Source organism: Sodalis sp. RH14 (assembly GCF_047324285.1).
GTDB lineage: Bacteria > Pseudomonadota > Gammaproteobacteria > Enterobacterales > Enterobacteriaceae > Acerihabitans.
On record NZ_CP178739.1, the window covers coordinates 5,606,278 to 5,628,859 of the forward strand.

Consider the following 22,582-nt stretch of genomic DNA (forward strand, 5'->3'; position numbering starts at 1 on the left):
TTGCCTGTTTTTTGACCAGCCCTTTTATACTATAGCCGCGCCGGCCGAACCTGAAAAACATCTGTGCAAAAAAAATCGTTCGCCATCCCTTGCCCATGCCGGCAGACATGCAAACAAGCGGGAGCGATGGACGCATGTCCGCCACTCCCGCAAGCCGGGTTTTGCCATCAGACCCGTCTTAGCCCAAGCACAACATGCCCGGGATGTTATTTAAAAATGCGGAAACGTTCTTCATCGTCGATAAATGTTTTTTCGCCCGCCGCCTGCTCAATGGAGCCAAACGGCATTTGCGCGCGCAGTTTCCAGCTGTCCGGCAATTCCCAGGTGCGTTTAACCTCATCGTCAATCAGGGGATTATAATGCTGCAATGTCGCGCCGATACGCTCCTGAGCCAGGGCCGTCCATACTGAAAATTGCGCAATGCCGGTGGAATGTTCCGACCAGATGGGGAAGTTATCGGCATAGGCGGCAAATTGCTTTTGCAAAACATCAATGACCTTGGTGTCTTCAAAAAACAGCACCGTCCCTTTGCCTGCGGCAAATGAGGCCAGTTTGGTTTCAGTGGCGGCGAAGGATTGCGCGGGCACAATCTTCCTCAGCGTTTCTTTAATGATATTCCATAATTTTTCATGCTGTTCACCAAAGAGCACGACAACACGGGAGCTTTGAGAATTAAAGGACGAGGGGCTATGTTTGACCGCGTCTTTCACCAGCGAGGCGATCTGGTCTTCCGATAGCGCGACATTCCTGCCGATGGCGTAAATCGACCGGCGGGCTTTGATGACGTCCAGAAATGCATTGCTCATAGATCTACTCCTGTTAAAGGGAAATTAATGAACGGCGGCTACATGCGGTTCATCGCACCGGCTAGCTTATGCCTTGTCGGTGTAATCTGTAAATCATTCGCATCATTCTCTCGATTAACTATGCTGATAAGACTTATTGCGGATCTTCATGGCATTAGCCCATGACCTACCAGACGAGCAGGAGCGATGATCTTATGACCATAGAAACCCTCGAGTTAAATGAAGCGGTGGGCGGCGTTCCCAACAGTCCGCTGCCCCTGGTCATCTATCGCCGCGTGATACCGGCGCAAACGCCCGATCCGGCGGCCTGGCTGGAACGTCATTTTGCCGCCAATGATTGGCCGGCCCAGTGGCGGTATATTATCTATAACTTCACCCATTTCCATTCCAATTGCCACGAGCTGCTAGGTGTTTACGCCGGCGAATCCCAGGTGCAGTTCGGCGGTGAAAGCGGGCCGGTCGTCACTTTGTCCCTAGGCGATGTGGTGCTGATCCCAGCCGGCGTCGGCCATAAAGCGCTGCAATCAAGCGAGGATTTTATGGTGGTCGGCGCTTATCCCAACGGCATGAACGCCGATTTATGCCGCGACGATCCCGCCAGGCTGGCCTCGGTGCAACAGCATATCGGGCAGGTGCCGTTACCGGCCACCGATCCGATCAGCGGCGATCGGGGCGGCATTACCACGCTATGGCATAATCCGGAACAAGCATAAGCCGGCGCAGAACAGGAGGAAACTATGTCTCGAGTCCAGGCAGTCGATCATTTGGTTATCAGCGTTAGCGATATTGCCGTTTCCAAGAAATTCTACAGCGGATTATTTACGTTCCTGGGTTTTGACGTGATGGACGAAATGCCCGCGGCGATGGGCTGGAGCAACGGCACGACGCGCTTTTGGATTTACCAGGCGGACGAGCAGGGTAAAAAGCATCCTTATCGTAAAGGCGACGTGGGATTCCACCATTATGCCTGGTCGCTGAACAGCCGGCGGGACGTCGATGAGCTGCAGGCGTGGCTGGAACACAACGGCGCCAGCATCGTCGACCCGGCCGGCGAATATTATGCGGACTATTATGCGGTCTTTTTCCTCGATCCCGACGGCCTGAAGCTGGAAGGCATGCATTACGGCAAACAGGAGTAATACGCGGCCGGGCAATGGACCCGCCTGTCATATAGCGGAACCTGGGCCATACTTAGGTGACCCCCACTCACAAGGAGAAATTCCTGATGAAAGAGATCGGCGCAAACGGCCAGGTGGATTACGTTGAGTTCAACGTCAGCGATATCCAGCGTGCCAAACAGTTCTATGGTTCGGCGTTCGGTTGGGCGTTTACGGATTACGGCCCGACCTATACCGAATTCTACGATGGCAGGATTACCGGCGGCTTTACCTCCACCGAGGCGATTACCCCGGGCGGCGGCCCGCTGGTCATTTTCTACGCCAGCGATCTGCCCGGCACGCTGAAAAAGCTGGAAGCCGCCGGCGCGGAAATCGTCAAGCCGATATTCGCCTTCCCCGGCGGGCAACGCTTTCATTTCAAGGATCCCGACGGCTACATATTAGGCGTTTGGACGGAAGATTAGCCGGCGCGGAAAATCTGCGATCCTCCTGTCAAAAATAAAACAGCGTTCTATTTTTGCGACGCCGTCATGCTACCCTATGGCATCAGGTCATGACTTCATAGGATAACAGGAGGAATTATGTCCAAGACAGTCGCCGTATTGCTGGCGAAGGGTTTTGAGGAAGCGGAAGCCATCATCGTAATTGATGTGCTGCGCCGCTTGGATATCAAGGTTGAAACCCTCTCATGTCAGGATAGGCTTGAGCTGGTGAGCTATCACCAGATCCGGATGTTCGCCGACGCCCTGCTCGAGCATCGCCGGGAGACGCTCTATGACGCGGTGGTGATCCCCGGCGGCCTTGAGGGTACGGTCAACCTGGCCGCTAATCCGCTGGTAACGGATTTTATCCGCCGCCACGATGAGGCTGGCAAATGGATTTGTCCTTTATGTTCGGCCGCGGCCCGGGTGCTGGGCGGCAACGATTTACTCAAGGGACGCCGCTATGTGTGCTCCGGCGATCTGCACCGGGGAGTCAGCGACGGCCGCTTTATTGATGAGAAAGTGGTCGAGGACGGCAACCTGCTCAGCGGTAAAGGACTGGGCGTCGCCTTTGATTTTGCCTTTTCCCTGGCCTATCGCCTCACCGGCGATCAACAAAAGACCGACTTCCAGGTTGAGCATATCTATTACGATTACTGGCGCACGTCAGCGCCGTTAGGCGGTATTGTCCCGAATTAGCCCGATCATGGCCGGATTTAGCCTGTTTATGTGCCCTACCCATGGGCACTATAGTGCTACAGCATTATCACGGAGTCCGGAAATGGCACAAAGCGCGTTATTGATTATCGATGTCCAGCAATCTTTCCTGCAGCGTCCCTTCTGGTCGGAAGACGACGTGCCCGCCTTTCAACAGGCGCTGCTGTCCCTTATCGCCGGGTGCCGGCAGCGCGGCGCGGCGCTGGTGGATATTTTCCATAACAGCGGCGACGGCCCCTTTAGCCCGCAGTCCGGCCTGGTAAAACCGCTGCCGTTCCTGACCCATACCGCCGACGCCACGTTCCACAAACATGTCCATAACGCCCTGACCGAATCCGGACTGCGCGCATGGCTGGATGAGCGGGACATCAAGCACGTGATCATCGCCGGCATCCGCACCGAGCAGTGTTGCGAAACCACGGCCCGGGTGGCGTCGGACCTGGGGTATCGCGTCACTTTTGTGACCGAGGCGACGCTGACGTTTCCCATGACCCATGACGGCCGGACGCTGAGCAGCGCGGATCTCAAGCACCACACCGAAACGGTGCTTATCGACCGTTTCGCCGCTATCCGCACCGTGGCCGGCTGCCTGGAGGAACTGGAGCAAGCGTGATGCGTGATGTTTATTTCCTGGTATTGCCCCAGGTCATGGCGCTGGATCTCACCGGCCCGGCGGAGGTGCTGGCGCTGTCCGGCGCCTTCAGGCTGCACTACATCGGCCCGCAGGAGGAGATTACCACCTCCATCGGCATGACCGTCAGCCGGATTGCGCCGCTGCCGGCCTCCCTGCCGCCGGACAGCATCGTGGTGCTGGCGGGTGTCGCCGACTCCCGCCAGCAGCTGGACAGCGCGCCGGCGCTGGAGGCGCAGCGGTGGCTGCGTGAGCGCCGATCATCCTTTCAGGATCGGACATGGACGCTGGTGTGCGTTTGCTCCGGGTCGCTGCTGGCCGGGCGGGCCGGCCTGCTGGACGGGTATCGCTGCACCACCCACCATGACGTGATGGAGCGCCTGCGCCAGCAGGCTCCCGCGGCCCTGGTCAAGGACAACCGGATTTTTGTCGAGGATCGGGGGGTATTTACCAGCGCCGGCATTACCGCCGGTATTGACCTGGCCCTGTACCTGGTCAGCCTGTATGTCGGGCCGCAGCAGGCCATGGCCACTGCCCGGGAAATGGTGGTTTATTTCCGCCGCGGCGGCGACGACCCGCAGCTTTCGCCCTGGCTGCGCCACCGTAATCACCTGCACCCGGCGGTACACCGCGCCCAGGACATCCTGGCCCATGAGCCGGAGGCGGAATGGCGCCTTGACGCGCTGGCGCGGCAGGTATTTATGAGCAGCCGCCATTTGACCCGGCTGTTCCGGGAACATCTGGGGCTTAGCGTCAGGGAATATCACGAACAGCTGCGACTGGCGGTGGCGCAGCAGCGTTTACAGCAGGGCCAGGGCATCGAGAAATCGGCGCTGGCCGCCGGTTTTTCCTCCAGCCGCCAGTTGCGCCGGGCGCAGCAGCGCTGGCAGGAATAACGCCCTGCCGGCATATCAACCCCGGATCCGGGATTTCAGCTGACCCAGCGGCGCACATCAACGCGCCGTAGCCCCGCCGCCAGCAGCAGGCTCACCAACAGCGTGGCGATAAACACATACATGATATCCAGCGGCGGCGCCGCTTTAAAATCCAGGCCATGGGTGCGGATAAAATGAATGATAAACGCATGAAAGCCATAAATAGCCAGCGAATAGCGCGAGATCAGGCGTAGCGGCGGCCACCATTGCCGCCGGCAGGCCTGTTTAAAAAAGACAAACAGGCTGACGGCGCCGATACATACCAGGGGGCCGCAATAAAGGTAATAGGTATCGGCGAAGTCGCCATTAACGATCAGCTGCTTTTTCGTGCCCACCGCCACCAGCACGACACTGATAATAAACAGCGCCGCGGCGATCACGGGGATTTTTTTACCGCGCAGATCAAGCATACCCACGGCCCGGCCCAGCACCGCATACAAGATGTAATAAAACGTATCGCCGCTGATAAACAGGTTTACCGGCAGCAAGGTTATATGGCCGCGATTGAACGTTACGGTGTTGGGATTGGCCATCACCGCCAGCAGCACTATTATCGTCGCCAGAAAACCGGCGGACACCGGTTTGATTTCGATCAGCGGCGACAGCAGATAAATGACCATCACCGCGTAGAAAAACCAAAGATGGTAGAAAACCGGCTTCTGCAAAGCCCCTTCCAGCGCCCGCGCCGCGTTGATGGGGGTAAAAAGCGCCATATACAGCAGCCCGATCAGGCTGTAAAACAGCAGGCATAGCCCCATGCGCAGGAAATGTCTGGCGCCGGCGCGCCTGGCGCCGAAAAAAAGAAAGCCCGATATCATAAAAAATAGCGGAACGGCAACCCGCGACGCGGAGTTAAGCACATTGGCCAGCAGCCAGTTGTGCTCACCGATGTCCAGGCCATGGGTAACATAAAACGAGGTGGTGTGGATCATTATCACCATCATGCAGGCCAGCGCACGCAGATTATCTATCCAGTCAATTCTTTTATCTTCGTCCACTCACTTCATCCCTATCCGCATTTTGTATGCATACGCTTAATCTTCAATATCTTAAAAATAGGCTATATATCTACAAATGAGGAAGCAAAGTAAAAAATGAATTATCCGGATGAAGGATAATTTCGGCCGGGGTTGCGTGGGATTTAAAATAAATGCAAAATAGCCGGCCAATGTTAAAAACATTGACGGATTATTTTGTTTTTAACTTTATATTTCAGCTGGTTATAATATGCAAAGCTCATTATCTCCCTCCGTTCGTTTAGGCCGGAGGGCGTTGCTATTTCCGTTATGCCTGGTGCTGTTCGAATTTGCCGTCTATATCGGCAACGACATGATCCAGCCGGGCATGATGGCGGTGGTCGCATCCTTTAATGCGGGCCGGGAATGGGTTCCGACCTCCATGACCGCCTACCTGGGCGGCGGCATGGTGCTGCAATGGCTGCTGGGGCCATTGTCGGATCGCCGTGGCCGGCGCCCGGTAATGCTGGCCGGGGTGATGTTTTTTATTGCCGCCTGCCTCGGCATTCTGCTGGCGCAAACCATTGAGCAATTTATGGCGCTGCGTTTTTTACAAGGGTTCGGACTGTGTTTTATCGGCGCGGTGGGCTATGCCACCATCCAGGAGTCGTTCGATGAAGCCACCTGCATCAAAATTACCGCGCTGATGGCCAACGTCGCGCTGATTGCCCCGTTATTAGGCCCGCTGGCCGGCTCCATTATTATCCAGCTGGCCTCCTGGCAGGTCATGTTCGTGCTGTTTGCCGGCCTCTCGGCCATCGCGCTGGCGGGCTTGTGGCGCGCCATGCCCGAAACCGCCTCGCGCCTGGGGGAGTCGTTTTCTCCGGGCGGCCTGTGGCGCGACTATAAGGTGGTGCTGACCAACCGCCAGTTCCTGTATGGCGCCATGGCCATCGGACTGGCCTGCCTGCCGTTGCTGTCCTGGCTGGCCCAGTCGCCGGTGATCCTGATGGGCGACGGGGGGATGACGCCGATGGAATACGGCTTGCTGCAGATGCCGGTTTTCGGCGCGCTGATCCTGGGCAACATCACCCTGGCGCGATTAAGCGGCCGGCGTACCGTGGATCGGCTGATCAAGCTCGGCGCCGCGCCGATCATCGGCGGGCTGGTGCTGGCCACCGCGGCCACCCTGTTCTCGCCCCACGCCTATCTGTGGATGACCGCCGGCATGAGCCTGTACGCCTACGGCATCGGCGTCGCCAACGCCGGCCTGTACCGGCTGACGCTGTTTTCCTGCACCATGAGCAAGGGCACCGTGTCCGCCGCGCTGGGCATGCTGAACATTATGGTCTATACCCTGGGCATCGAACTGGCAAAAACGCTGTACGCCCAGGGTGGCAGCGGCCTGTTCAACCTGTTTAACCTGATAAGCGTGCTGGGCTGGTATACGCTGGTGCGGCTGTTTATCCGCCGCCGCGCATCCACGCTGACGTCCATTCCCACGCCCGCGCTATAAGCGTCAGCAAGAGAAAGGCCGGCAAAGGCCGGCCTTTGTCACCCTGGGGTTAAAACAGCCCCATCGGCTGATCGGAGTAGCTGACCAGCAGGCATTTGGTCTGCTGGTAATGCTCGAGCATCATCTTATGGGTTTCGCGCCCGATACCGGACTGCTTATAACCGCCGAAGGCGGCATGGGCGGGATAGGCATGGTAGCAATTGGTCCATACCCGGCCGGCCTGGATGCCGCGGCCCATTTTATAGGCCACGTTGCCGTCGCGGCTCCAGACCCCGGCGCCCAAGCCGTAATCCGTATCGTTGGCCAGCGCCAGCGCCTCATCCATATCCTTAAAGGTGGTTACCGCCAGCACCGGACCGAAGATTTCCTCCTGGAAGACGCGCATACTGTTTTTGCCGAACAAAATGGTCGGCTCCAGGTAGTAGCCCTCGGACAGTTGCCCCTCCATCTGTTTGCGCCGCCCGCCGGTGAGGATCTCGGCGCCTTCTTTTTTGCCGATATCAATATAGTTGAGAATGGTGTCCATTTGCCCCGAGGATACCTGCGCCCCCAGCTGGGTCCGGGCATCAAGGGGATTGCCGCTGCGGATGGCCTCGACGCGTTTTACCGCCCGCTCCATAAACCGCTCGTAAATCGATTCCTGCACCAGCGCCCGGCTTGGGCAGGTGCAGACTTCGCCCTGGTTAAAGGCAAACAGGGCAAACCCTTCCAGCGCCTTATCAAAAAACGCATCTTCCTGGTTCATGACGTCGGCAAAAAAGATATTCGGCGATTTGCCGCCCAGTTCCAGCGTGACGGGAATGATGTTTTGCGCCGCATAGCTCATGATGCGCTGGCCTACTTCCGTGGAGCCGGTAAAGGCCACTTTGGCCACGCGCTTTGAGGTGGCGAGGTATTCGCCGATTTCGGCGCCCGCCCCGTTGACCACGTTAATCACCCCCGCCGGCAGCAAATCCTGAATCAGCTCCATCATCACCAGGATGGAAAGCGGGGTCAGCTTGGCCGGCTTAAGGACGATACAGTTGCCGGCGGCCAGCGCCGGGGCCATTTTCCAGCAGGCCATCAGCAGCGGGAAATTCCACGGAATAATTTGCGCCACCACGCCCAGCGGTTCATGAAAATGGTAGGCGACCGTATCGCCGTCGATTTCGCTGATGCCCCCTTCCTGGGCGCGCGCGCAGGAGGCGAAATAACGAAAATGGTCGATAGCCAGGGGCACGTCGGCGGCGCTGGTCTCACGAATCGGCTTGCCGTTGTCCCAGGTTTCCACCGCCGCCAGCAGTTCGACGTTTTGCTCCAGGCGATCGGCGATGCGCAGCATGATATTGGCGCGGGTCTGTACCGACATTGCGCCCCACTCCGCTTTCGCCTTATGGGCGGCATCCAGCGCAAGGTCGACGTCGTCAGAGCTGGAACTGGCGATTTCGCACAGCGGCAGGCCGGTTACCGGCGTCAGGTTGACAAAATAATCACCTTTTACCGGCGCGACCCAAGCACCGCCGATAAAGTTGTCGTAACGGGGTTTAAGTTCGAGCGGATAACCGTATTCGCCGGGTATTAACCGGCTTGAGGGGGGATTGTAAGCCATGTTTTCTCCTAGACACTGTGACTTTACCAAGAGTGGGCTGGGCTGATAAACGCTATCCTTTAACGTTAGCCGCAGCGGACACCACGAGACAGGTAAGGAGGGAATGAATTTTAACTATTCGAGAGGGTTCACAGTTTGTGTCATAACATTTCAGTGCCATACAGTGCCGCTGCTACTGGCGGCGCAGTACGGGCAAAACTGGTGCGCGCAAACAGCCGTTCCGCCAGCGCCACCAGCATCGGCCGATTCACGCACCAGTTGGGCATCACGCGGCGATAATTGATAAACCCCAGCGTGCAGGCCACGGCAATATCGGCAAGCGTCAGGGTGGGGCCGTTAAGCCGCCTGCCCTCGTGGGCATGTTCCTCCAGCGCGTCCAGGCCGCGGCAGATTTTTGCGCGCTGGTTCAACAGCACGTTTTCATCGGGGCCGCCGCCGCGCCCGCATTCGCGGACGATGGCCATGGCCGCATCCGTCACGCCGTCGGCCAGCGCTTCAATTTGCCTCACCCGCAGCGCTTCCAGGCGATCGGCCGGCAGCAGCGGCGGTTCGGGATGGGCCAACTCCAGATATTCCGCGATGATGGGCGAATCAAAGATACCCTCGCCCCGCTCGTTAAGCAGTACCGGCACCTTGCCCAACGGGTTCACCGCCGTGACGCAGGCATCACGACCGTTAGGAGAGGCGCTGACCAATTCAAAGGCAATATCCTTTTCCAGCAGGATAACTGAGATTTTCCGCACGTAAGGACTGGTATAGCTGCCTAACAGTTTCATTGGTTCGCCTCCGGTGGCCGTGGTCGCACAAATCAGTATGGCTCATGACACAGAAGTTTAAGTTAGAGAAGCCGTATTTAATGGAATGACAACGTGCCCAAGATGTTGCCTACCAGGTCGTCATGAACGGCTGCGCCGGAGGTCGGCGTCAATACCTGGATGGTGATGACGCGATCCAGGTAAGGCGTTATCAGCAAGGTGCCCAGCATGGCTTTGCCCTGCATTTCTTGTTGGGAGTCGATGCGCAGGAATTTATGCTTATCCACCATTACCGGGACCTGGCCGGTTTTCCTGACATTCTTGAACTGGGTTTTCAGGCCCGACAGCGCGCCCTGCGCCATTTTATTAAATGCCGCGTCGCTGGTGTCGTTGGCATCGCCGTTGACCGTGCGCACCTCGCTGATGCCCACCGCCTGCGAATGCGCCCGGTTGGCGAACAGCTGGACCACCACGCCGGTATTTTGCGCGTTGGCGTCCTCCCGCGTCTGGTTAACAAAATCCGGCGGCAGTTGTAAGGTTATCTTGCCGTCCAGCAACGCGACCCGGACACTGTTTTTCAGTTCCGGCGCCGGCGCGGCGGCGGAAGAGGACGCCGCCGGCGCCGATGCCGCCGTAACGCCCAGCACCGATACGCCCGCCAGGGCGATCGCGGTCATAATCCTGATAATACGCCTTGCCATGTCAAACATCCTTCTCGCAATCAACGGAGTGGCCGCCAACGGCAGCCTGCTGTGAAAACATCGTTAAGCAAAAGCATAGCCCCTTTTTAAGCGCAGCGGCGCGCCACATGCGCATTTTGTTACCGCGCCGCCGGTGGAGTAGACTAAGGGCACCAGGCCCACCAGCACAACGGCGAGTAAACCATCGTGACCGACCCTCTTCCCATACAGGATACCGACCCCACCACCCTTGCCGGGATAAGCCGGCTCGGCGTTCGCAAACGGGGGCAGCTCGACCGGGAGCTACCCGACTGGCTGGCCGAGGAAGTGCCGGTGGCGCTGGTCTACAACGGCATTTCCCATGTGGTCATGATGGCCTCGCCAAAAGAGCTGGAGCAATTTGCCCTGGGCTTCTCGCTGTCCGAAGGCATTATCAGCGCGCCGGGCGAGATTTACGGTATGGACGTGGTGACGGCCTGCAACGGCCTGGAGGTGCATATCGAACTGTCCAGCCGCCGTTTTATGGCGCTGAAAGAACATCGGCGCGCCATGGCCGGACGCACCGGCTGCGGTGTCTGCGGCGTCGAGCAGCTTGAGGAGATAGGCAAACCCATCGCTCCCCTGCCCTTTACCCAAACCTGGCCGCTGGCGCGGCTGGACCATGCGCTGGCGCAGTTGAAAAGCGTGCAGCCCATCGGCAGGCTGACCGGTTGTACCCACGCGGCGGCCTGGATCACCCCCGACGGCGAACTGACGCTGGGCTGCGAGGACGTCGGCCGCCACGTGGCGCTGGACAAGCTGCTCGGCTGCCGCGCGCGCCAGGGCGCCGCGCCCGGCGCGGTGCTGGTCTCCAGCCGGGCCAGTTATGAAATGGTGCAGAAATCCGCCATGTGCGGCGTGGAAATCCTGTTCGCCGTCTCGGCCGCCACCGCCCTGGCGGTAGACGTGGCCGAACGCTGCGGGCTGACGCTGGTGGGATTCAGCAAGCCGGGGCGGGCCGCGGTTTATACGCATCCCTGCCGAATCGTTGACAGCAAAAGCTAAACATGTTCTTTAAAAGGGACTGATAAACGTTTTAATAAACGTTTAATTAACTATAATGATCGGATTGCTTACGCGGCACTAACATTCATTCAGGGTGCCGCTCACCTAAAATGGAGAAGATAAATATGAGCTATACTCTGCCATCCTTGCCTTATGCTTATGACGCCCTGGAACCGCATTTCGACAAACAAACGATGGAAATCCATCACACCAAGCATCATCAAACCTATGTCAACAATGCCAACGCCGCGCTCGAAAGCCTGCCTGAACTCGCCAGCCTGCCGGTTGACGAACTGATCCAAAAACTCGATCAGGTGCCGGCGGACAAAAAAACCGTACTGCGCAACAACGCCGGCGGTCACGCCAACCACAGCCTATTCTGGAAAGGCCTGAAGCTGGGCACCACCCTTTCGGGCGATCTGAAAACCGCCATTGAGCGCGATCTGGGTTCCGTCGACGCGTTCAAGGAAGCGTTTGAAAAAGCCGCCGCCACCCGTTTTGGTTCCGGCTGGGCCTGGCTGGTATTGAAAGACGGTAAACTGGCCGTGGTCTCCACCGCCAACCAGGACAACCCGCTGATGGGCGAAGCCATCGCCGGCACCTCCGGCTACCCGATCCTGGGCCTGGACGTGTGGGAACATGCCTACTACCTGAAATATCAAAACCGTCGCCCGGACTATATCAAGGCCTTCTGGAACGTGGTGAACTGGGACGAAGCGGCCAAACGTTTCGGCGAAGCCAAATAACCGGCGACCGTTAAATGCCAAAACCATCCGTGGGATGGTTCGATTGACTGCCAACGTCCCGGCCTTACGGCCGGGACGTTGGCATTTTAGGGACAGCGCCGCCCTGAAGTAGGATTATTTGAGCAGCAGCTTATCCGTAAAGGCTTTTTTGGCGCTGATGCGGACTAAATACTCGGTGGTCGACAGCACCATGGTGGAACGGACAATCTGCTGGTAGCGCTGCTGCTGCATACGCACCAGCGCGTCATCCGCCGGTACGCGGGAAAATTCCGGCAACGGCGGGAACGCCGCGACGCAGTGCAGTTCGCTGAACGGGCCGAGGATTTCATCGTCGGTAAACCGGTATTCCTTGGGATCGTCCTGCAAGGCCTCGTGCAAGGCCATCAGCAGCTCGGCGTCCTCATACTCCTGTCGGCTGATAACGCCCAGGGCGTATACCAGCTTCAGGCGCACCGGTAGTTCGCCCAGCGGACCGGCGCCAATCAGTAGCGGCTCCACGGCATATTTTACCGCGTAATCATCCTTGCGAAAGATTTGCAGCACCAGAATATTGACCGCCTCGGCCAATAATTCCACCGCCGCGCCCATCAAATCCCTGACCGTTGTGCCGGCGTTCAGTTGTTCGAGGACCTGGTTTTCGTACAGTTGAGTATTTTCCGTCATCACCGAACACCATGTAACCCCCGGAGGCGGGATATTGCCCGCCGCCGGATCTTCATCATCATTGCATGGCGTTATAAAGATCCACCACCTGCGCTACCACCTCGCCGTCTTCCTCAAGACCGGAGACCTGCGCCAGCGCCGCTCCGGGGCCTGATTTTTCCAGCAATGCCGCCCATTCCTGCGCCTGGGGATCCTGCTCGCTATGATAATGCATGGCGGCGGCGATGCCCTTAAGCAGGTTGTCGTGGCGCAGGCCGTATTCCATGGTGCCGCGCAGCGGCTTGATCAACCGGTCGCCGGCGCTGAGCTTACGCAGCGGCTGGCGGCCGACGCGCTCTACGTCGTCATGTAAATAGGGATTCTCAAAGCGCTGCAGGATTTTATTGATATAGGCGGCGTGTTTCGCGGCTTCAAAACCGTAACGGTTAATCAGCACCGCGCCGCTTTCTTCCATGGCGCCTTTCACCACCTGGCGGATGTCGGGGTCGAGGATCGCGTCGCGGATGGTCTTATGCCCGGCATGCTGGCCCAGGTAGGCGGTGATGGCGTGGCCGGTGTTAAGCGTAAACAGCTTACGTTCGACAAACGCCATCAGGTTATCGGTCAGCTCCATGCCGGCGATGGCCGGCGGCTCGCCGATGAACTGGGTTTTATCCACAATCCATTCGCTAAAGGTTTCCACCGTCACCGCCAGCGGATCCTGGGTTCCGGCTTCGGCCGGGGGTACGATGCGATCCACCGCGGAATCGACGAAACCGACGTGCTGCGCCACCCAGGCGTGATACTGCTCGGGCAGTGCCTTTAAGACATGCTGTTTCAACTGGCTGGTGCCGCGCACCATATTTTCACAGGCGATAATATTCAGCGGCCGGGTGTTGCCCGCGTCATGGCGCGCGATCAATCCCTTGGCGACGGTACCGGCGATGCGTTCCAGGATCTGCGGCCCTACGGCGGTGGTTACCAAATCAACGTCGGCTATCAATGCCACCACTTCCGCGCCGGTGCTGTTAACGGCGCTGACGCCCCGGACCGTTTCCACATGGGACTGCTCGCCCACGACATGGACCTCGTATTCATGCCTGGCGTTCAAGGCATCAAGCACCGTTTGGTTAACGTCGGCAAACACCACGTCCACCCCGGCATCGGCCAATAATTTACCGATAAAGCCGCGTCCGATATTACCTGCTCCGAAATGTAATGCTTTCATAGATTTAACCTTGGATTCTCTTAGTTAAAAAGGGGCCAACGCAGGCCCCCTCTCAAATACAACCGTTTCCATCGCCCGCGCTGTGGTTAGGCCGTTTTGCCGCCTTTGAGCAGCTCAAGCACTTCATCTACGTCGGTGGTGTTGATCAGGCGTTGGATAACCGCATCGTCGTCCAGCGCGTTTGTCAGGCTGGTAATGACCTGGATGTGCTCGTTATTGCGCGCGGCGATACCAATCACCAGACGGGCAATATCGTCTTCCTCATCACCGAAACGCACGCCCGCCGGATACTGGCAGAATACCACGCCGGTGCGCAGCACCTTATCCTTGGCCTCGATGGTGCCATGGGGAACCGCAATGGACTCGCCCAGGTAGGTGGAGGTCAGCTTTTCACGATCCAGCATCGCTTCCACATACTCCGGCAGCACGTAACCGCCGTTGACCAGTTGTTCACCGGCAAAACGGATCGCCTGTTCCTTATTGTCGGCCTGCCGTCCGAGGAAGATATTGGCCGCGGTCAGGCGGAACAGGTTCTGCTCGCTGTCTTCGAAGCTGTCGTCCAGGGTGGTGATGACTTTATTCTGATTGGTTTCGGTCTTTTGCACCGCGACCAGACGCGCCACCAGATCGGTATACAGCCCGCTGTCCAGGAAGTTGGTCAGCGAGATATGCTGCGCCTGCGGGGCGTGGCGCATGGCCCGCTCGGTCAGGTCGCGGTGGGTGATCACCAGGTCAACATCCTCAGGCAGGCTGTTGATGGCCGTATTGGTGACGCTGATATTGGTCAGCCCGGCTTCCTTGACTTTTTTACGCAGTACCCCGGCGCCCATGGCGCTGGAGCCCATGCCGGCATCGCAGGCCACGATGATTTTACGTACCGAAGCCAGGTCGCCGGTGGCGCCGGCGGTAACCGGCGCGGCCATGCCTTTGGACTGCGCTTTCATGTCTTTTATACGGCGGGTGGCGTCTTCCAGATCGTCCCCTTCCTTGGCCTTCATGCTTTTCAGCAGGATCGAGGCGATAACGAAGGACACGGCAAACGCTGCAATGACCGCGGTGATATTGGCAAAATAGGCGCCTTTAGGCGTCATGGCCAGCACCGCCAGGATGGAACCCGGCGAAGCGGGGGAAACCAGGCCGCCGTGCAACACGCTCAGGGTAAACACGCCGGTCATGCCGCCGAGGATTACCGCTATCAGCAGACGCGGGTTCATCAGCACGTAAGGGAAATAGATTTCGTGGATACCACCCAGGAAATGGATGATGGCCGCGCCGCCGGCGGACTGTTTGGCGTTGCCGCGACCGAAAATCATGTAGGCAATCAGCACGCCCATGCCCGGACCCGGGTTGGCTTCAATCAGGAAGAAGATCGATTTGCCGGTGGCGGTAGCCTGCTGGATGCCCAACGGCGAGAAGATGCCGTGGTTGATGGCGTTATTCAGGAACAGGATTTTTGCCGGTTCGACAAAGATCGAGGCCAGCGGCAATAAATCGTGGCGTACCATCAGGTTCACGCCCGCCGCCAGGATATGGGACAGGATTTCAACCAGCGGCCCGATGGCCAGGAAGGCGATAATCGCCAGGATCATGCCGATGATGCCGGCGGAGAAGTTGTTGACCAACATCTCGAAGCCGCTTTTGATCTTGCCGTCCACCATACGGTCAAAACGTTTAATCGCCCAGCCGCCCAACGGACCGGCCAGCATGGCGCCGAGGAACATCGGCATATCCGCCCCGGCAATCACGCCCATGGTGGTAATGGCGCCCACCACGCCGCCGCGTTCGCCGCCGGCCAGCCGTCCGCCGGTATAACCGATCAGCAACGGCAGCAGGTAGGTGATCATCGGGCCGACTAATTTAGCCAGCGTCGCGTTGGGTGTCCACCCGGTGGGGATGAACAGCGCGGTGATGATCCCCCAGGCAATAAAGGCGCCGATATTCGGCATCACCATATTGCTCAGGAAACGGCCAAAATTTTGTACTCTGACCTTGATATCCGAAGAAGACATAAAAAACACCCCTATTGATACGCGCCGGACAATAAGGGCGCGTGAAAATTGTTGCGACAGTGTTGCATTCTCTGTCGGTAGTTCTATAAGCAGCGGGACTCTACCACGCTGCGTGCCGAATGCGTACTCAGCGGCGTAACTGTGACGAATATCACCATGTCACCCCCTGTTTATCCCCTATATCGGTGATATTCATCACAAATTCCGTATGAAAAAAAACCACAATTATAACTTCAGGGAGTTAACGGCGGGTAAATTGTGATAGAGATCACTCTTGCTTGCTGGGTATTTGTTTGATAAATGTGATTTGTATCACAAATTATTTATCATCCCAGCCGGGCATCGGCGAAGAGAGGGCGATAGCGGCTGATTTAGACGCTAAAAGGCGGAATTGCGTAGCTAAAGCTGTAAGAAAATTACCGCTGTAATACCTGCGTTTTCTCGCACGCACGACAGCCATCATGACGCGGATATGTTACAAAAAGGTGACCCGGCGGGCCACCTTGACTACGCGGCGCGTCATTAACGCAGGGCCGTCCCTGCGGCGGTCTGCGCCTGCATCAGCTGCTGGTGCTGGCTTTGCAGGCCGGCCATCAGCTCGTTATATTGCGTCGCCTGCAGCCGGGTGGGAAAGGCCACCGACGTGGGGCTGTAGGTCACCTGGCTGCCCTGCATATTCAGGAAATTGCCCACCTGGATCAGGGTTTCCGCAAGCTGCGCCGCGCTGGTCACCACCGGCGTCACCTGCTGTGCCGGCTGAATCACCAGCTTGGTATAGGCCTGCTCGTATACCGCCTTCAGGTCGTCGGGCTGCTTTAGCGCGGCGCGGGAGTCATCCGCCTGTTTTTTCAGGCGTTCTATCTGCGGCCCCAGCAGATTCAGCGCCCCTGCGGACTGCTGCAAATCCACCCGGTGGGTAAGATAATCCTGCGGCACGCGGATCTGGCTGACCTGATCCAGCACCGGCAGCAGGCTAGCATTGACCGCCTGGGTATATTGCTGGGTAAAGGTCAGCAGGATCTGGTAGTCGGCCACATAGGTGCCGAACTGTTTTTTCTGATCGTCGGTCAGCGTCGGCAGGCGCTCGCCGCCCGGCAGCACGGTGGTTTGTAGAAACGCCATAAACGCCTTGCGCTGCTCCGGCTCCTTGTCGCCGCAGGCGGTAATCTGCAGCGCCAGCATCAATAGCACTGGAATCATCAGCGCATAGCGCAACTGCGCCAGTCTGTCCCTTAACATCATGACCAACTACTCCTGTAAAATAGCTCACCCCTTTCCCTGGTTACCCAATTAACGCGTCCTGTTTGCAGAGTAAGGATAGTCCACTTTGCGAGGAATAAATATGCTCAAAGCCCTACCGATGGTCTCATTTTTTTACAAAACCCGCGGCGCATCGAACCCATCCACGGCATCAAGGGTAAGGGAGGCACATCCGCTATTGCCATAGCGGTCCGTCAACCGCAACGGCAAGGCCGGAGGAATAAAGCCGTTGCCGGTCAGACTGAAGCCCCAAACGTTATCACCAGCCGGCGAGGGGCCGGCAGACGCATCGTAAACATCGGTCTCGATAATAAAATCAATAAGATTACTTTATTGCATCAGGTCACTTACCTCTATCATGTGATCATTTTAACGAAATGAAATGGCACGACAGCAGCTCTTTTATGATACTTAAATCATTAACGCGGATTTTCTTAGGTTTTATCAAGATGAAAACATGCTAATAAAACACCACATTTATAGTCATGCCGCGCACACAATTATTACTGTATATAAACGATGACTTGATTCAGATATTCCGTCGCTTTATTTAAGACTGAATTTCTTGGTCAAGTGAAAGCGCATGGGATCTTTGATTACGAAGGTATTCGGGGCGTCCCACTCCCATACGCGGCAAAAAATACCGTCAATAGTTTTATAACGCAATCCTTTGTCCTCCAAGTTTTTTAACAAGGTACGTATTGTAACCATTTCAAAATCTTGCGAGGCATGAGAACGCACGGTGATAATATCCACTTTATACTCACTTGCAAGGCGGGACGCAAAAAGATCGTCATCCTTAGGGAATCGCTCTAACCGGTAATTGTGCTGAAAATCACGGCGAGTGACCTCTGCGGGCGTAAAGCTATTGTCGGCTGCTTGCCGCAATCCCAACCTTAGCCTTCTTCCCTCTTTTATACCATACCTCACTTGAGTCCCTTGCGGCGGCGTGAAAAAACCCGCCTCTTGGTGATATTTTCCATGGGACGAAATAATAAGGCGTTCTGAATTTTCAGACCCTTTAAATAAATACAGATCGTCGCCCAACTCTATCCTGTTGCCAAGCGCGATATCTTCAAGACCTCCTCCCCTGGCGGTGTTAGCGCGTCTGGCCGCCAATTTGCCGACGCCCGCCCCCGCCCCCGCGCCTAATCCCAGAGCCAGCGATGCCCATCCCAGCGCCGCCGAGGCCTGCGGATTCTTTTCCTCCAGCGCGATGGAGGCAATGCCTGTCGCCGCCGCCGCCGCTTCAAGGGTAATCAAGACGCCCGCGACCAATGATAGTGAGGCGCCGCCGGTGGGGATGCTCAAGGCAAAGCCTACGACAGCCAAAACGATACCCAGAATGCCCTGCCAGCTGATATGGCCGCTCGGATCGGCGTTATTGACCGGGTCGCCGGCGCAATAGACATAGGCATTGATACCGCCCGCGCCGAACGGACTTAACGAATCCGGCGTATTAAAACGCATCAGCACCGGGTTATAAGCGCGATAGCCGTTGCCCAGGTGATAAGCGCCGCTCACCGGATCGGGACGCTCGCCGGTAAAACCGGGCAACGACGGGCGGAAGGCAGGACTAAAGCCCCAGGGGGTATAACGGACCAGCTCCGAGGTCTGATTTTCGGCCCGTGACCACAGCAGGCTGTTCTGATCATTGGTGGCCGTCAGTCGCAAGTGGGTACCGTCATGCACCGCTGCAGTGGCGCCGCCCAGTTTGGCTAGCCGCACCGGCCGCAACGCGCCGGGTTGCTGCTCGTTGACCCTCTCATCATTGCGGTAATAAAGCGCATGCGCGCCGCGCCCGGTTACCGATTGTCCGACCAATCGATTGAGGGCGTCATAGCCATAACCGCCGCCCGGAGCGGGGCCGCCCGTCACCGAAATCAAACGGCCCAGCGGGTCATAAGCAAGCCGGCGTCCGGCCTCGTCCAGCGTCATCTGGCCGTTGGCGTCATACGTCAGCGCTATCACGGCGGGATAATCCGGATGGCTGTGCTGCACCCGGCTGAGCTGAGTGGGATCGCTGGGGTTATTAAATTGAAACAGCGCATTGTCCACGCCGCCGGGAAACGTGGTGCCGCATTGGGTAATGTTGTCGATGGCGTCATAGACAAAGGTCTGTAACGAGATAGACTTGCCGTAGGGGTCTACCGGCGGCGCGGCGCCGGCGCAGGTATAGCGTTCCAGCCGGTTGCGGCTGTCGTAAAACCAGGCTTCCTGGCGCAGTATTACATTATTGTGCCGTGTTTCGCTGCTGCGCCGCTGGTCGTTGGCATACCAGGTCTGGCTTATGGTCAGCGTTTCGTTATTGGCCGCTGTGACCGAGCGGGCAATCTCGCGGTCAAACTGATCGTAGCCCAGCCTGATGGTGCAGCCATGCAGACCGCGTGGGTCGGCGGTGTGCCGCGTTTCCAGTCTGCCCAGCGCATCGTAGGTCAGTGTTATAACCATATCCGCATCGCTGACCCGAACCAGTTGCCCCACCGCATTATACTGATATTGGGTCTGCGTGCCGGTGACATCGGTATACTGCGTCTGGCTGCCCATCAGGCTCCAGGCGTGGTTTACCCCACGCAACGGCTGGCCCGGCACGGTAAAGGTTTCTCCCTGCAACTGGCCGGAGCGGGTAAACGCGCGCGTGGTAACCACGCCATTATCGCCCGTGGCTCGCGTCATTCTGCCGCTCAGGGGGTCCCAGGTAAAATCCTGGCGCAGGGTGCCGCTGGTCACGCTCCTGACGGCATTATCCAATTGGGGAATATATTCATAGCGCAGCACTTCGCCCATCGGCGTGGTCACAGTGGACGGCAGCGGGCTGGCGCCAGTCCAGCCAAAACGGGTCAGGCGACCGCCGCTGGTACTTTGCATGATGCGCCCACTGCTGTCATATGCCTGGGAGCCCAACTGAAAAATACGCGCAGCGGAATTAGTAACACGGATGGCGGTAGCCCATAGCTGGTCGCTAAACGGCACGTACATTTTACTCACCACGCTACCGTCGGGCAGACGTTGGCCTACTACCCGATCGAAGGCATCATACTGGTAATCGGTGGTGCGGCCCATTTCATCGGTTTCCTGACGCAAACGACCCAGGCCATCATAACGGCGGGTGACCTGCCCCAGCGTCACGCCCGACCGATCGCGCCGGACAATGGTCAGCGGCAGCCCGCGGACGTCCAGAGTGGTCAGGGTCCAGCCGGCATATAGCGTCTGATTATTGGCGAAGCCCTCGCGGGTCTCAGCCTGGGTCAGTGCAATCGGGTCGCTTTGGGTTATCAACGTGGTTCCGTCGTTGAACGCGGTACGCAATAGGTTCCCCCAAATGTCATACGTGATCGCCGCCGTACGCGCCATACGGGCGACCTGGCCGCTACGGGGATAGTCAAACACGCTTTCGGCGACCCGCTCGCCAAAAGCATTATAGGCGGCGGTTTGCGCCTCAAACCACTGACCGTTTGTATCCGGATCGCTAACTTCCTGGCGCGTCACCCGCCCCAGGCCATCAAACCAGCTGCGCGTGGCATTGCCGAGCGGATCGGTGGTGGTGGTGTAAATAGCGGTGCCGCCGGTTACAGGCTGGGTTGCATAGGCAAGCATGGTCACCTGCTGGAACGCGCTGTCGGCATTGCGGGTGGAGCGGGTAGGGCGACCGAGATTATCATAGACATTTACCGTGCGGTTGCCCTGCTCATCGGTCTCGGCCAGCACCCGCCCACTTAATATCGATACTTCCCGGCTGGTAGTGAGCGTTAGCTTATCGTGACCGGTGACCCGCTCGCTGGTGGTCAGCACATTTGCGTTTAACGTATAAAGTTGTTCGAGGAAATTCGGATAACTCAGACTACTGTTGTTGAGGTCATAAAACCAGCGCACCGTGCGCGCAGGTCGCCCATGCATCGTCGGGCTGGCGCGCTGGTTAAGGTAGAACTGCTGGGTATGCAGTATCCGGGTTGCGCCGCTGGCGTCAAAGCGGTCTTCCATCAGCACGCTATAAGGGGCGGGGGCGCCGGCCATGGAGGGCAGGGAAATATAGTTGTAGTTCTCGTCGCGCGCGGGGGTGGAGAACGCCGAGGGAGCCGGGATTGTATTTTTCCGCCGTATAAAGCGTGTAAATCCCCATGGGTCGGGCGGGCAGCCGGGCTCCCCGGCGGGCGAATAATAAAACAGCTCGGTGACCATACCGTCCGGGGTTTGCGTGCGGGTGGGATTGCCTGAGGCATCGAATTCCGTCAGGGTAATTTCGCTACGCGGCGTACCGGAGAGATAGCGCCATATAACAGTCCGGCTGCGCGGCAGCTGAAACTGCGGGGGCTGATTGTCAAAAACCGTGCCCGGCAAGGCATAATACTCGGTAATGGTACGAGTGCTGGCACCCAGGCTTTGCGTTTCCTCTTCGATTTGCAGATGGAAGTTATTGTATGTGCAGATCGTCGCCCGCGAGACGCCGCCGCTGGTCACTGTTCTGCGCGACCAATAGGTATAGGCGTTGAGAACGCCGAAAAGGTTATCGCGGTCCGGCGACCAACTGCCGGCGGTGCCGTAGCCGAGGTAATTCGAGTTGGAGTAGGTATAAGTAGTGTCAATCCCCTCCTGACCGGCGCCGGGAGATTTTAAATGCCTTGATACCGCCGGCAGGGCCGGCAGGCCCGCACTGGTCGGAAACAACATCCGGGCGTTTTGATACCAGACCTGCTCCCTGAGCCCGGTGGGATAGTGAATACCGGTAATCGGATACCAAGACCCGACCGTTGTATAGTCAAACGTCCAGGTCAAGGGCGGCGTCACCGCGTTATTCGTCAACTGGTACAGATTATTATTACGGTAAATCATCGTCAGGACATAACTTTCGCTGCTCCCCGGCCAAAGGGTAAACGTGGAGGCGTTAGTGCCGGAGTAGACCGCCGACAGCAACAGTTTGCCGGTGCTATCGGTAATTCTTTCCAGGCGCGTCAGAGAGCCGAGGATGTTCCAATCAAACTTAAGCCACTGACCGGTGGGTGAATGAATATATTCCGGGACTTTCATCGACCGCGCGTCCTGTGGGCCGGTCAGCACTTCCACGGTGCCGTTTTTCCAGATAATAAAATAATTGGTACTGGTCCGCATAAAGCGAAAGCTGTCCAGCTTATGCTGAACAATGATCGGTTGATCTCCGGTTTCAATAATATTATATCGCTCGCCGGTATTAAGCACTAATAGCCGATTCGCGAAGTCATAATAGGAATAACCCAGTGAGATACCTATTCCGTAACCATCATTTCCAGTGCTAAGCGGTGAATATGTCAACCTGGCGTCAAATGCCGGGCCAACACCGCCGTTACCCACCAAATTGGCAATGGGAAGCGCGATTACAAACAGGCCCGTGCGGGGATCGACTCCGCCCTGCAGACCCTCGATAGAATTTGAGGCCTGGGAAGAAAATAAATTGCTCATAGATCAATCCTTGCGAGTTTATTTACTTTTTTCGTT

Annotated in this window: 19 protein-coding genes; 9 read left to right on the forward strand and 10 right to left on the reverse strand. The window is 57.5% G+C overall.

Translation table 11 applies throughout. The annotated features are described in order from the left end of the window. Positions 1 to 206 precede the first annotated feature (206 nt). A complete protein-coding gene (locus tag ACL2XQ_RS25500) occupies positions 207 to 806 on the reverse strand; it encodes a nitroreductase family protein (protein WP_410012988.1) in 600 nt (199 codons plus the stop codon). A gap of 194 nt (positions 807 to 1,000) precedes the next feature. Between ACL2XQ_RS25500 and ACL2XQ_RS25505 the strand changes: the two genes are divergently transcribed. The 6 genes from ACL2XQ_RS25505 to ACL2XQ_RS25530 all read left to right on the forward strand — a co-directional run bounded on the left by ACL2XQ_RS25505 (position 1,001) and on the right by ACL2XQ_RS25530 (position 4,650). Next, the gene (locus ACL2XQ_RS25505) at positions 1,001 to 1,519 is read left to right on the forward strand and encodes a cupin (protein ID WP_413721689.1); all 519 of its coding nucleotides are present in this window, start codon (positions 1,001 to 1,003) and stop codon (positions 1,517 to 1,519) included. A 24-nt stretch (positions 1,520 to 1,543) separates the two neighbouring features. Then, positions 1,544 to 1,945, forward strand: coding sequence for a VOC family protein (locus ACL2XQ_RS25510; RefSeq protein ID WP_413721690.1), 402 nt, complete (start codon positions 1,544 to 1,546; stop codon positions 1,943 to 1,945). Positions 1,946 to 2,031: 86 nt separating this feature from the next. Further along, positions 2,032 to 2,388 carry a VOC family protein gene (locus tag ACL2XQ_RS25515; protein ID WP_410012985.1) on the forward strand — a complete coding sequence of 119 codons (357 nt, stop codon included), beginning with the start codon at positions 2,032 to 2,034 and terminating at the stop codon, positions 2,386 to 2,388. Positions 2,389 to 2,505: 117 nt separating this feature from the next. Next, entirely contained in the window at positions 2,506 to 3,105 is a 600-nt protein-coding gene (locus ACL2XQ_RS25520) for a DJ-1/PfpI family protein (protein WP_410012984.1), read from the forward strand. 82 nt (positions 3,106 to 3,187) lie between these two features. After that, positions 3,188 to 3,736 carry an isochorismatase family protein gene (locus ACL2XQ_RS25525; RefSeq protein ID WP_410012983.1) on the forward strand — a complete coding sequence of 183 codons (549 nt, stop codon included), beginning with the start codon at positions 3,188 to 3,190 and terminating at the stop codon, positions 3,734 to 3,736. Further along, on the forward strand, positions 3,733 to 4,650 hold the full coding sequence (locus ACL2XQ_RS25530; protein ID WP_410012982.1) for a GlxA family transcriptional regulator: 918 nt from the start codon (positions 3,733 to 3,735) through the stop codon (positions 4,648 to 4,650). Before ACL2XQ_RS25525 ends, ACL2XQ_RS25530 begins: the two co-directional genes overlap by 4 nt. A 35-nt stretch (positions 4,651 to 4,685) precedes the next feature. On the opposite strand, the gene ACL2XQ_RS25535 is transcribed toward ACL2XQ_RS25530, so the two are convergent. After that, complete coding sequence (locus ACL2XQ_RS25535) at positions 4,686 to 5,687, reverse strand: acyltransferase (protein WP_410012981.1); 1,002 nt, start codon at positions 5,685 to 5,687, stop codon at positions 4,686 to 4,688. 229 nt (positions 5,688 to 5,916) lie between these two features. On the opposite strand from ACL2XQ_RS25535, the gene ACL2XQ_RS25540 reads away from it, so the two are divergent. Then, positions 5,917 to 7,161, forward strand: coding sequence for an MFS transporter (locus ACL2XQ_RS25540; protein WP_413739835.1), 1,245 nt, complete (start codon positions 5,917 to 5,919; stop codon positions 7,159 to 7,161). 49 nt (positions 7,162 to 7,210) lie between these two features. Here the strand turns inward: ACL2XQ_RS25540 and ACL2XQ_RS25545 are convergent, their stop codons facing one another. From ACL2XQ_RS25545 to ACL2XQ_RS25555, 3 genes are all read right to left on the reverse strand, one after another. After that, entirely contained in the window at positions 7,211 to 8,749 is a 1,539-nt protein-coding gene (locus ACL2XQ_RS25545; RefSeq protein WP_410012979.1) for an aldehyde dehydrogenase family protein, read from the reverse strand. Positions 8,750 to 8,889: 140 nt separating this feature from the next. Then, positions 8,890 to 9,525, reverse strand: coding sequence for a glutathione S-transferase (locus ACL2XQ_RS25550; RefSeq protein WP_413721693.1), 636 nt, complete (start codon positions 9,523 to 9,525; stop codon positions 8,890 to 8,892). 77 nt (positions 9,526 to 9,602) lie between these two features. Continuing rightward, positions 9,603 to 10,205 (reverse strand): hypothetical protein, encoded by a 603-nt coding sequence (locus tag ACL2XQ_RS25555; RefSeq protein WP_410012977.1) that lies wholly within the window; start codon positions 10,203 to 10,205, stop codon positions 9,603 to 9,605. A 237-nt stretch (positions 10,206 to 10,442) separates the two neighbouring features. Between ACL2XQ_RS25555 and fdhD the strand changes: the two genes are divergently transcribed. Together fdhD and sodA are read left to right on the forward strand one after the other, a co-directional pair. After that, positions 10,443 to 11,228, forward strand: a complete 786-nt coding sequence (gene fdhD / locus ACL2XQ_RS25560; protein ID WP_413740554.1) for a formate dehydrogenase accessory sulfurtransferase FdhD — start codon at positions 10,443 to 10,445, stop codon at positions 11,226 to 11,228. A gap of 125 nt (positions 11,229 to 11,353) precedes the next feature. After that, the gene (sodA, locus tag ACL2XQ_RS25565; protein WP_413721695.1) at positions 11,354 to 11,974 is read left to right on the forward strand and encodes a superoxide dismutase [Mn]; all 621 of its coding nucleotides are present in this window, start codon (positions 11,354 to 11,356) and stop codon (positions 11,972 to 11,974) included. Positions 11,975 to 12,088: 114 nt separating this feature from the next. Here the strand turns inward: sodA and ACL2XQ_RS25570 are convergent, their stop codons facing one another. The 5 genes from ACL2XQ_RS25570 to ACL2XQ_RS25590 all read right to left on the reverse strand — a co-directional run bounded on the left by ACL2XQ_RS25570 (position 12,089) and on the right by ACL2XQ_RS25590 (position 22,219). Beyond that, positions 12,089 to 12,637, reverse strand: a complete 549-nt coding sequence (locus ACL2XQ_RS25570) for an MltR family transcriptional regulator (RefSeq protein ID WP_410012975.1) — start codon at positions 12,635 to 12,637, stop codon at positions 12,089 to 12,091. A gap of 58 nt (positions 12,638 to 12,695) precedes the next feature. Beyond that, a complete protein-coding gene (locus ACL2XQ_RS25575; protein WP_410012974.1) occupies positions 12,696 to 13,844 on the reverse strand; it encodes a mannitol-1-phosphate 5-dehydrogenase in 1,149 nt (382 codons plus the stop codon). An 86-nt stretch (positions 13,845 to 13,930) separates the two neighbouring features. Next, complete coding sequence (locus tag ACL2XQ_RS25580) at positions 13,931 to 15,853, reverse strand: PTS mannitol transporter subunit IICBA (RefSeq protein WP_410012973.1); 1,923 nt, start codon at positions 15,851 to 15,853, stop codon at positions 13,931 to 13,933. 522 nt (positions 15,854 to 16,375) lie between these two features. Beyond that, positions 16,376 to 17,092 carry a DUF3053 domain-containing protein gene (locus ACL2XQ_RS25585; protein WP_410016685.1) on the reverse strand — a complete coding sequence of 239 codons (717 nt, stop codon included), beginning with the start codon at positions 17,090 to 17,092 and terminating at the stop codon, positions 16,376 to 16,378. A gap of 567 nt (positions 17,093 to 17,659) precedes the next feature. Next, the gene (locus tag ACL2XQ_RS25590) at positions 17,660 to 22,219 is read right to left on the reverse strand and encodes an RHS repeat-associated core domain-containing protein (RefSeq protein ID WP_413739836.1); all 4,560 of its coding nucleotides are present in this window, start codon (positions 22,217 to 22,219) and stop codon (positions 17,660 to 17,662) included. Between the last annotated feature and the right edge of the window lie 363 nt (positions 22,220 to 22,582).

Excerpts from the sequence above, each read along its gene's own strand:
- ACL2XQ_RS25570 (WP_410012975.1), bottom strand. The coding sequence starts at position 12,637 with ATGACGGAAAATACTCAACTGTACGAAAACCAGGTCCTCGAACAACTG.
- ACL2XQ_RS25575 (WP_410012974.1), bottom strand. The coding sequence starts at position 13,844 with ATGAAAGCATTACATTTCGGAGCAGGTAATATCGGACGCGGCTTTATC.
- ACL2XQ_RS25520 (WP_410012984.1), top strand. The coding sequence starts at position 2,506 with ATGTCCAAGACAGTCGCCGTATTGCTGGCGAAGGGTTTTGAGGAAGCG.
- ACL2XQ_RS25500 (WP_410012988.1), bottom strand. The coding sequence starts at position 806 with ATGAGCAATGCATTTCTGGACGTCATCAAAGCCCGCCGGTCGATTTAC.
- ACL2XQ_RS25525 (WP_410012983.1), top strand. The coding sequence starts at position 3,188 with ATGGCACAAAGCGCGTTATTGATTATCGATGTCCAGCAATCTTTCCTG.
- ACL2XQ_RS25510 (WP_413721690.1), top strand. The coding sequence starts at position 1,544 with ATGTCTCGAGTCCAGGCAGTCGATCATTTGGTTATCAGCGTTAGCGAT.
- ACL2XQ_RS25580 (WP_410012973.1), bottom strand. The coding sequence starts at position 15,853 with ATGTCTTCTTCGGATATCAAGGTCAGAGTACAAAATTTTGGCCGTTTC.
- ACL2XQ_RS25515 (WP_410012985.1), top strand. The coding sequence starts at position 2,032 with ATGAAAGAGATCGGCGCAAACGGCCAGGTGGATTACGTTGAGTTCAAC.
- ACL2XQ_RS25540 (WP_413739835.1), top strand. The coding sequence starts at position 5,917 with ATGCAAAGCTCATTATCTCCCTCCGTTCGTTTAGGCCGGAGGGCGTTG.
- ACL2XQ_RS25590 (WP_413739836.1), bottom strand. The coding sequence starts at position 22,219 with ATGCGGACCAGTACCAATTATTTTATTATCTGGAAAAACGGCACCGTG.
- ACL2XQ_RS25550 (WP_413721693.1), bottom strand. The coding sequence starts at position 9,525 with ATGAAACTGTTAGGCAGCTATACCAGTCCTTACGTGCGGAAAATCTCA.
- sodA (WP_413721695.1), top strand. The coding sequence starts at position 11,354 with ATGAGCTATACTCTGCCATCCTTGCCTTATGCTTATGACGCCCTGGAA.
- ACL2XQ_RS25555 (WP_410012977.1), bottom strand. The coding sequence starts at position 10,205 with ATGGCAAGGCGTATTATCAGGATTATGACCGCGATCGCCCTGGCGGGC.
- ACL2XQ_RS25545 (WP_410012979.1), bottom strand. The coding sequence starts at position 8,749 with ATGGCTTACAATCCCCCCTCAAGCCGGTTAATACCCGGCGAATACGGT.
- ACL2XQ_RS25505 (WP_413721689.1), top strand. The coding sequence starts at position 1,001 with ATGACCATAGAAACCCTCGAGTTAAATGAAGCGGTGGGCGGCGTTCCC.
- ACL2XQ_RS25585 (WP_410016685.1), bottom strand. The coding sequence starts at position 17,092 with ATGTTAAGGGACAGACTGGCGCAGTTGCGCTATGCGCTGATGATTCCA.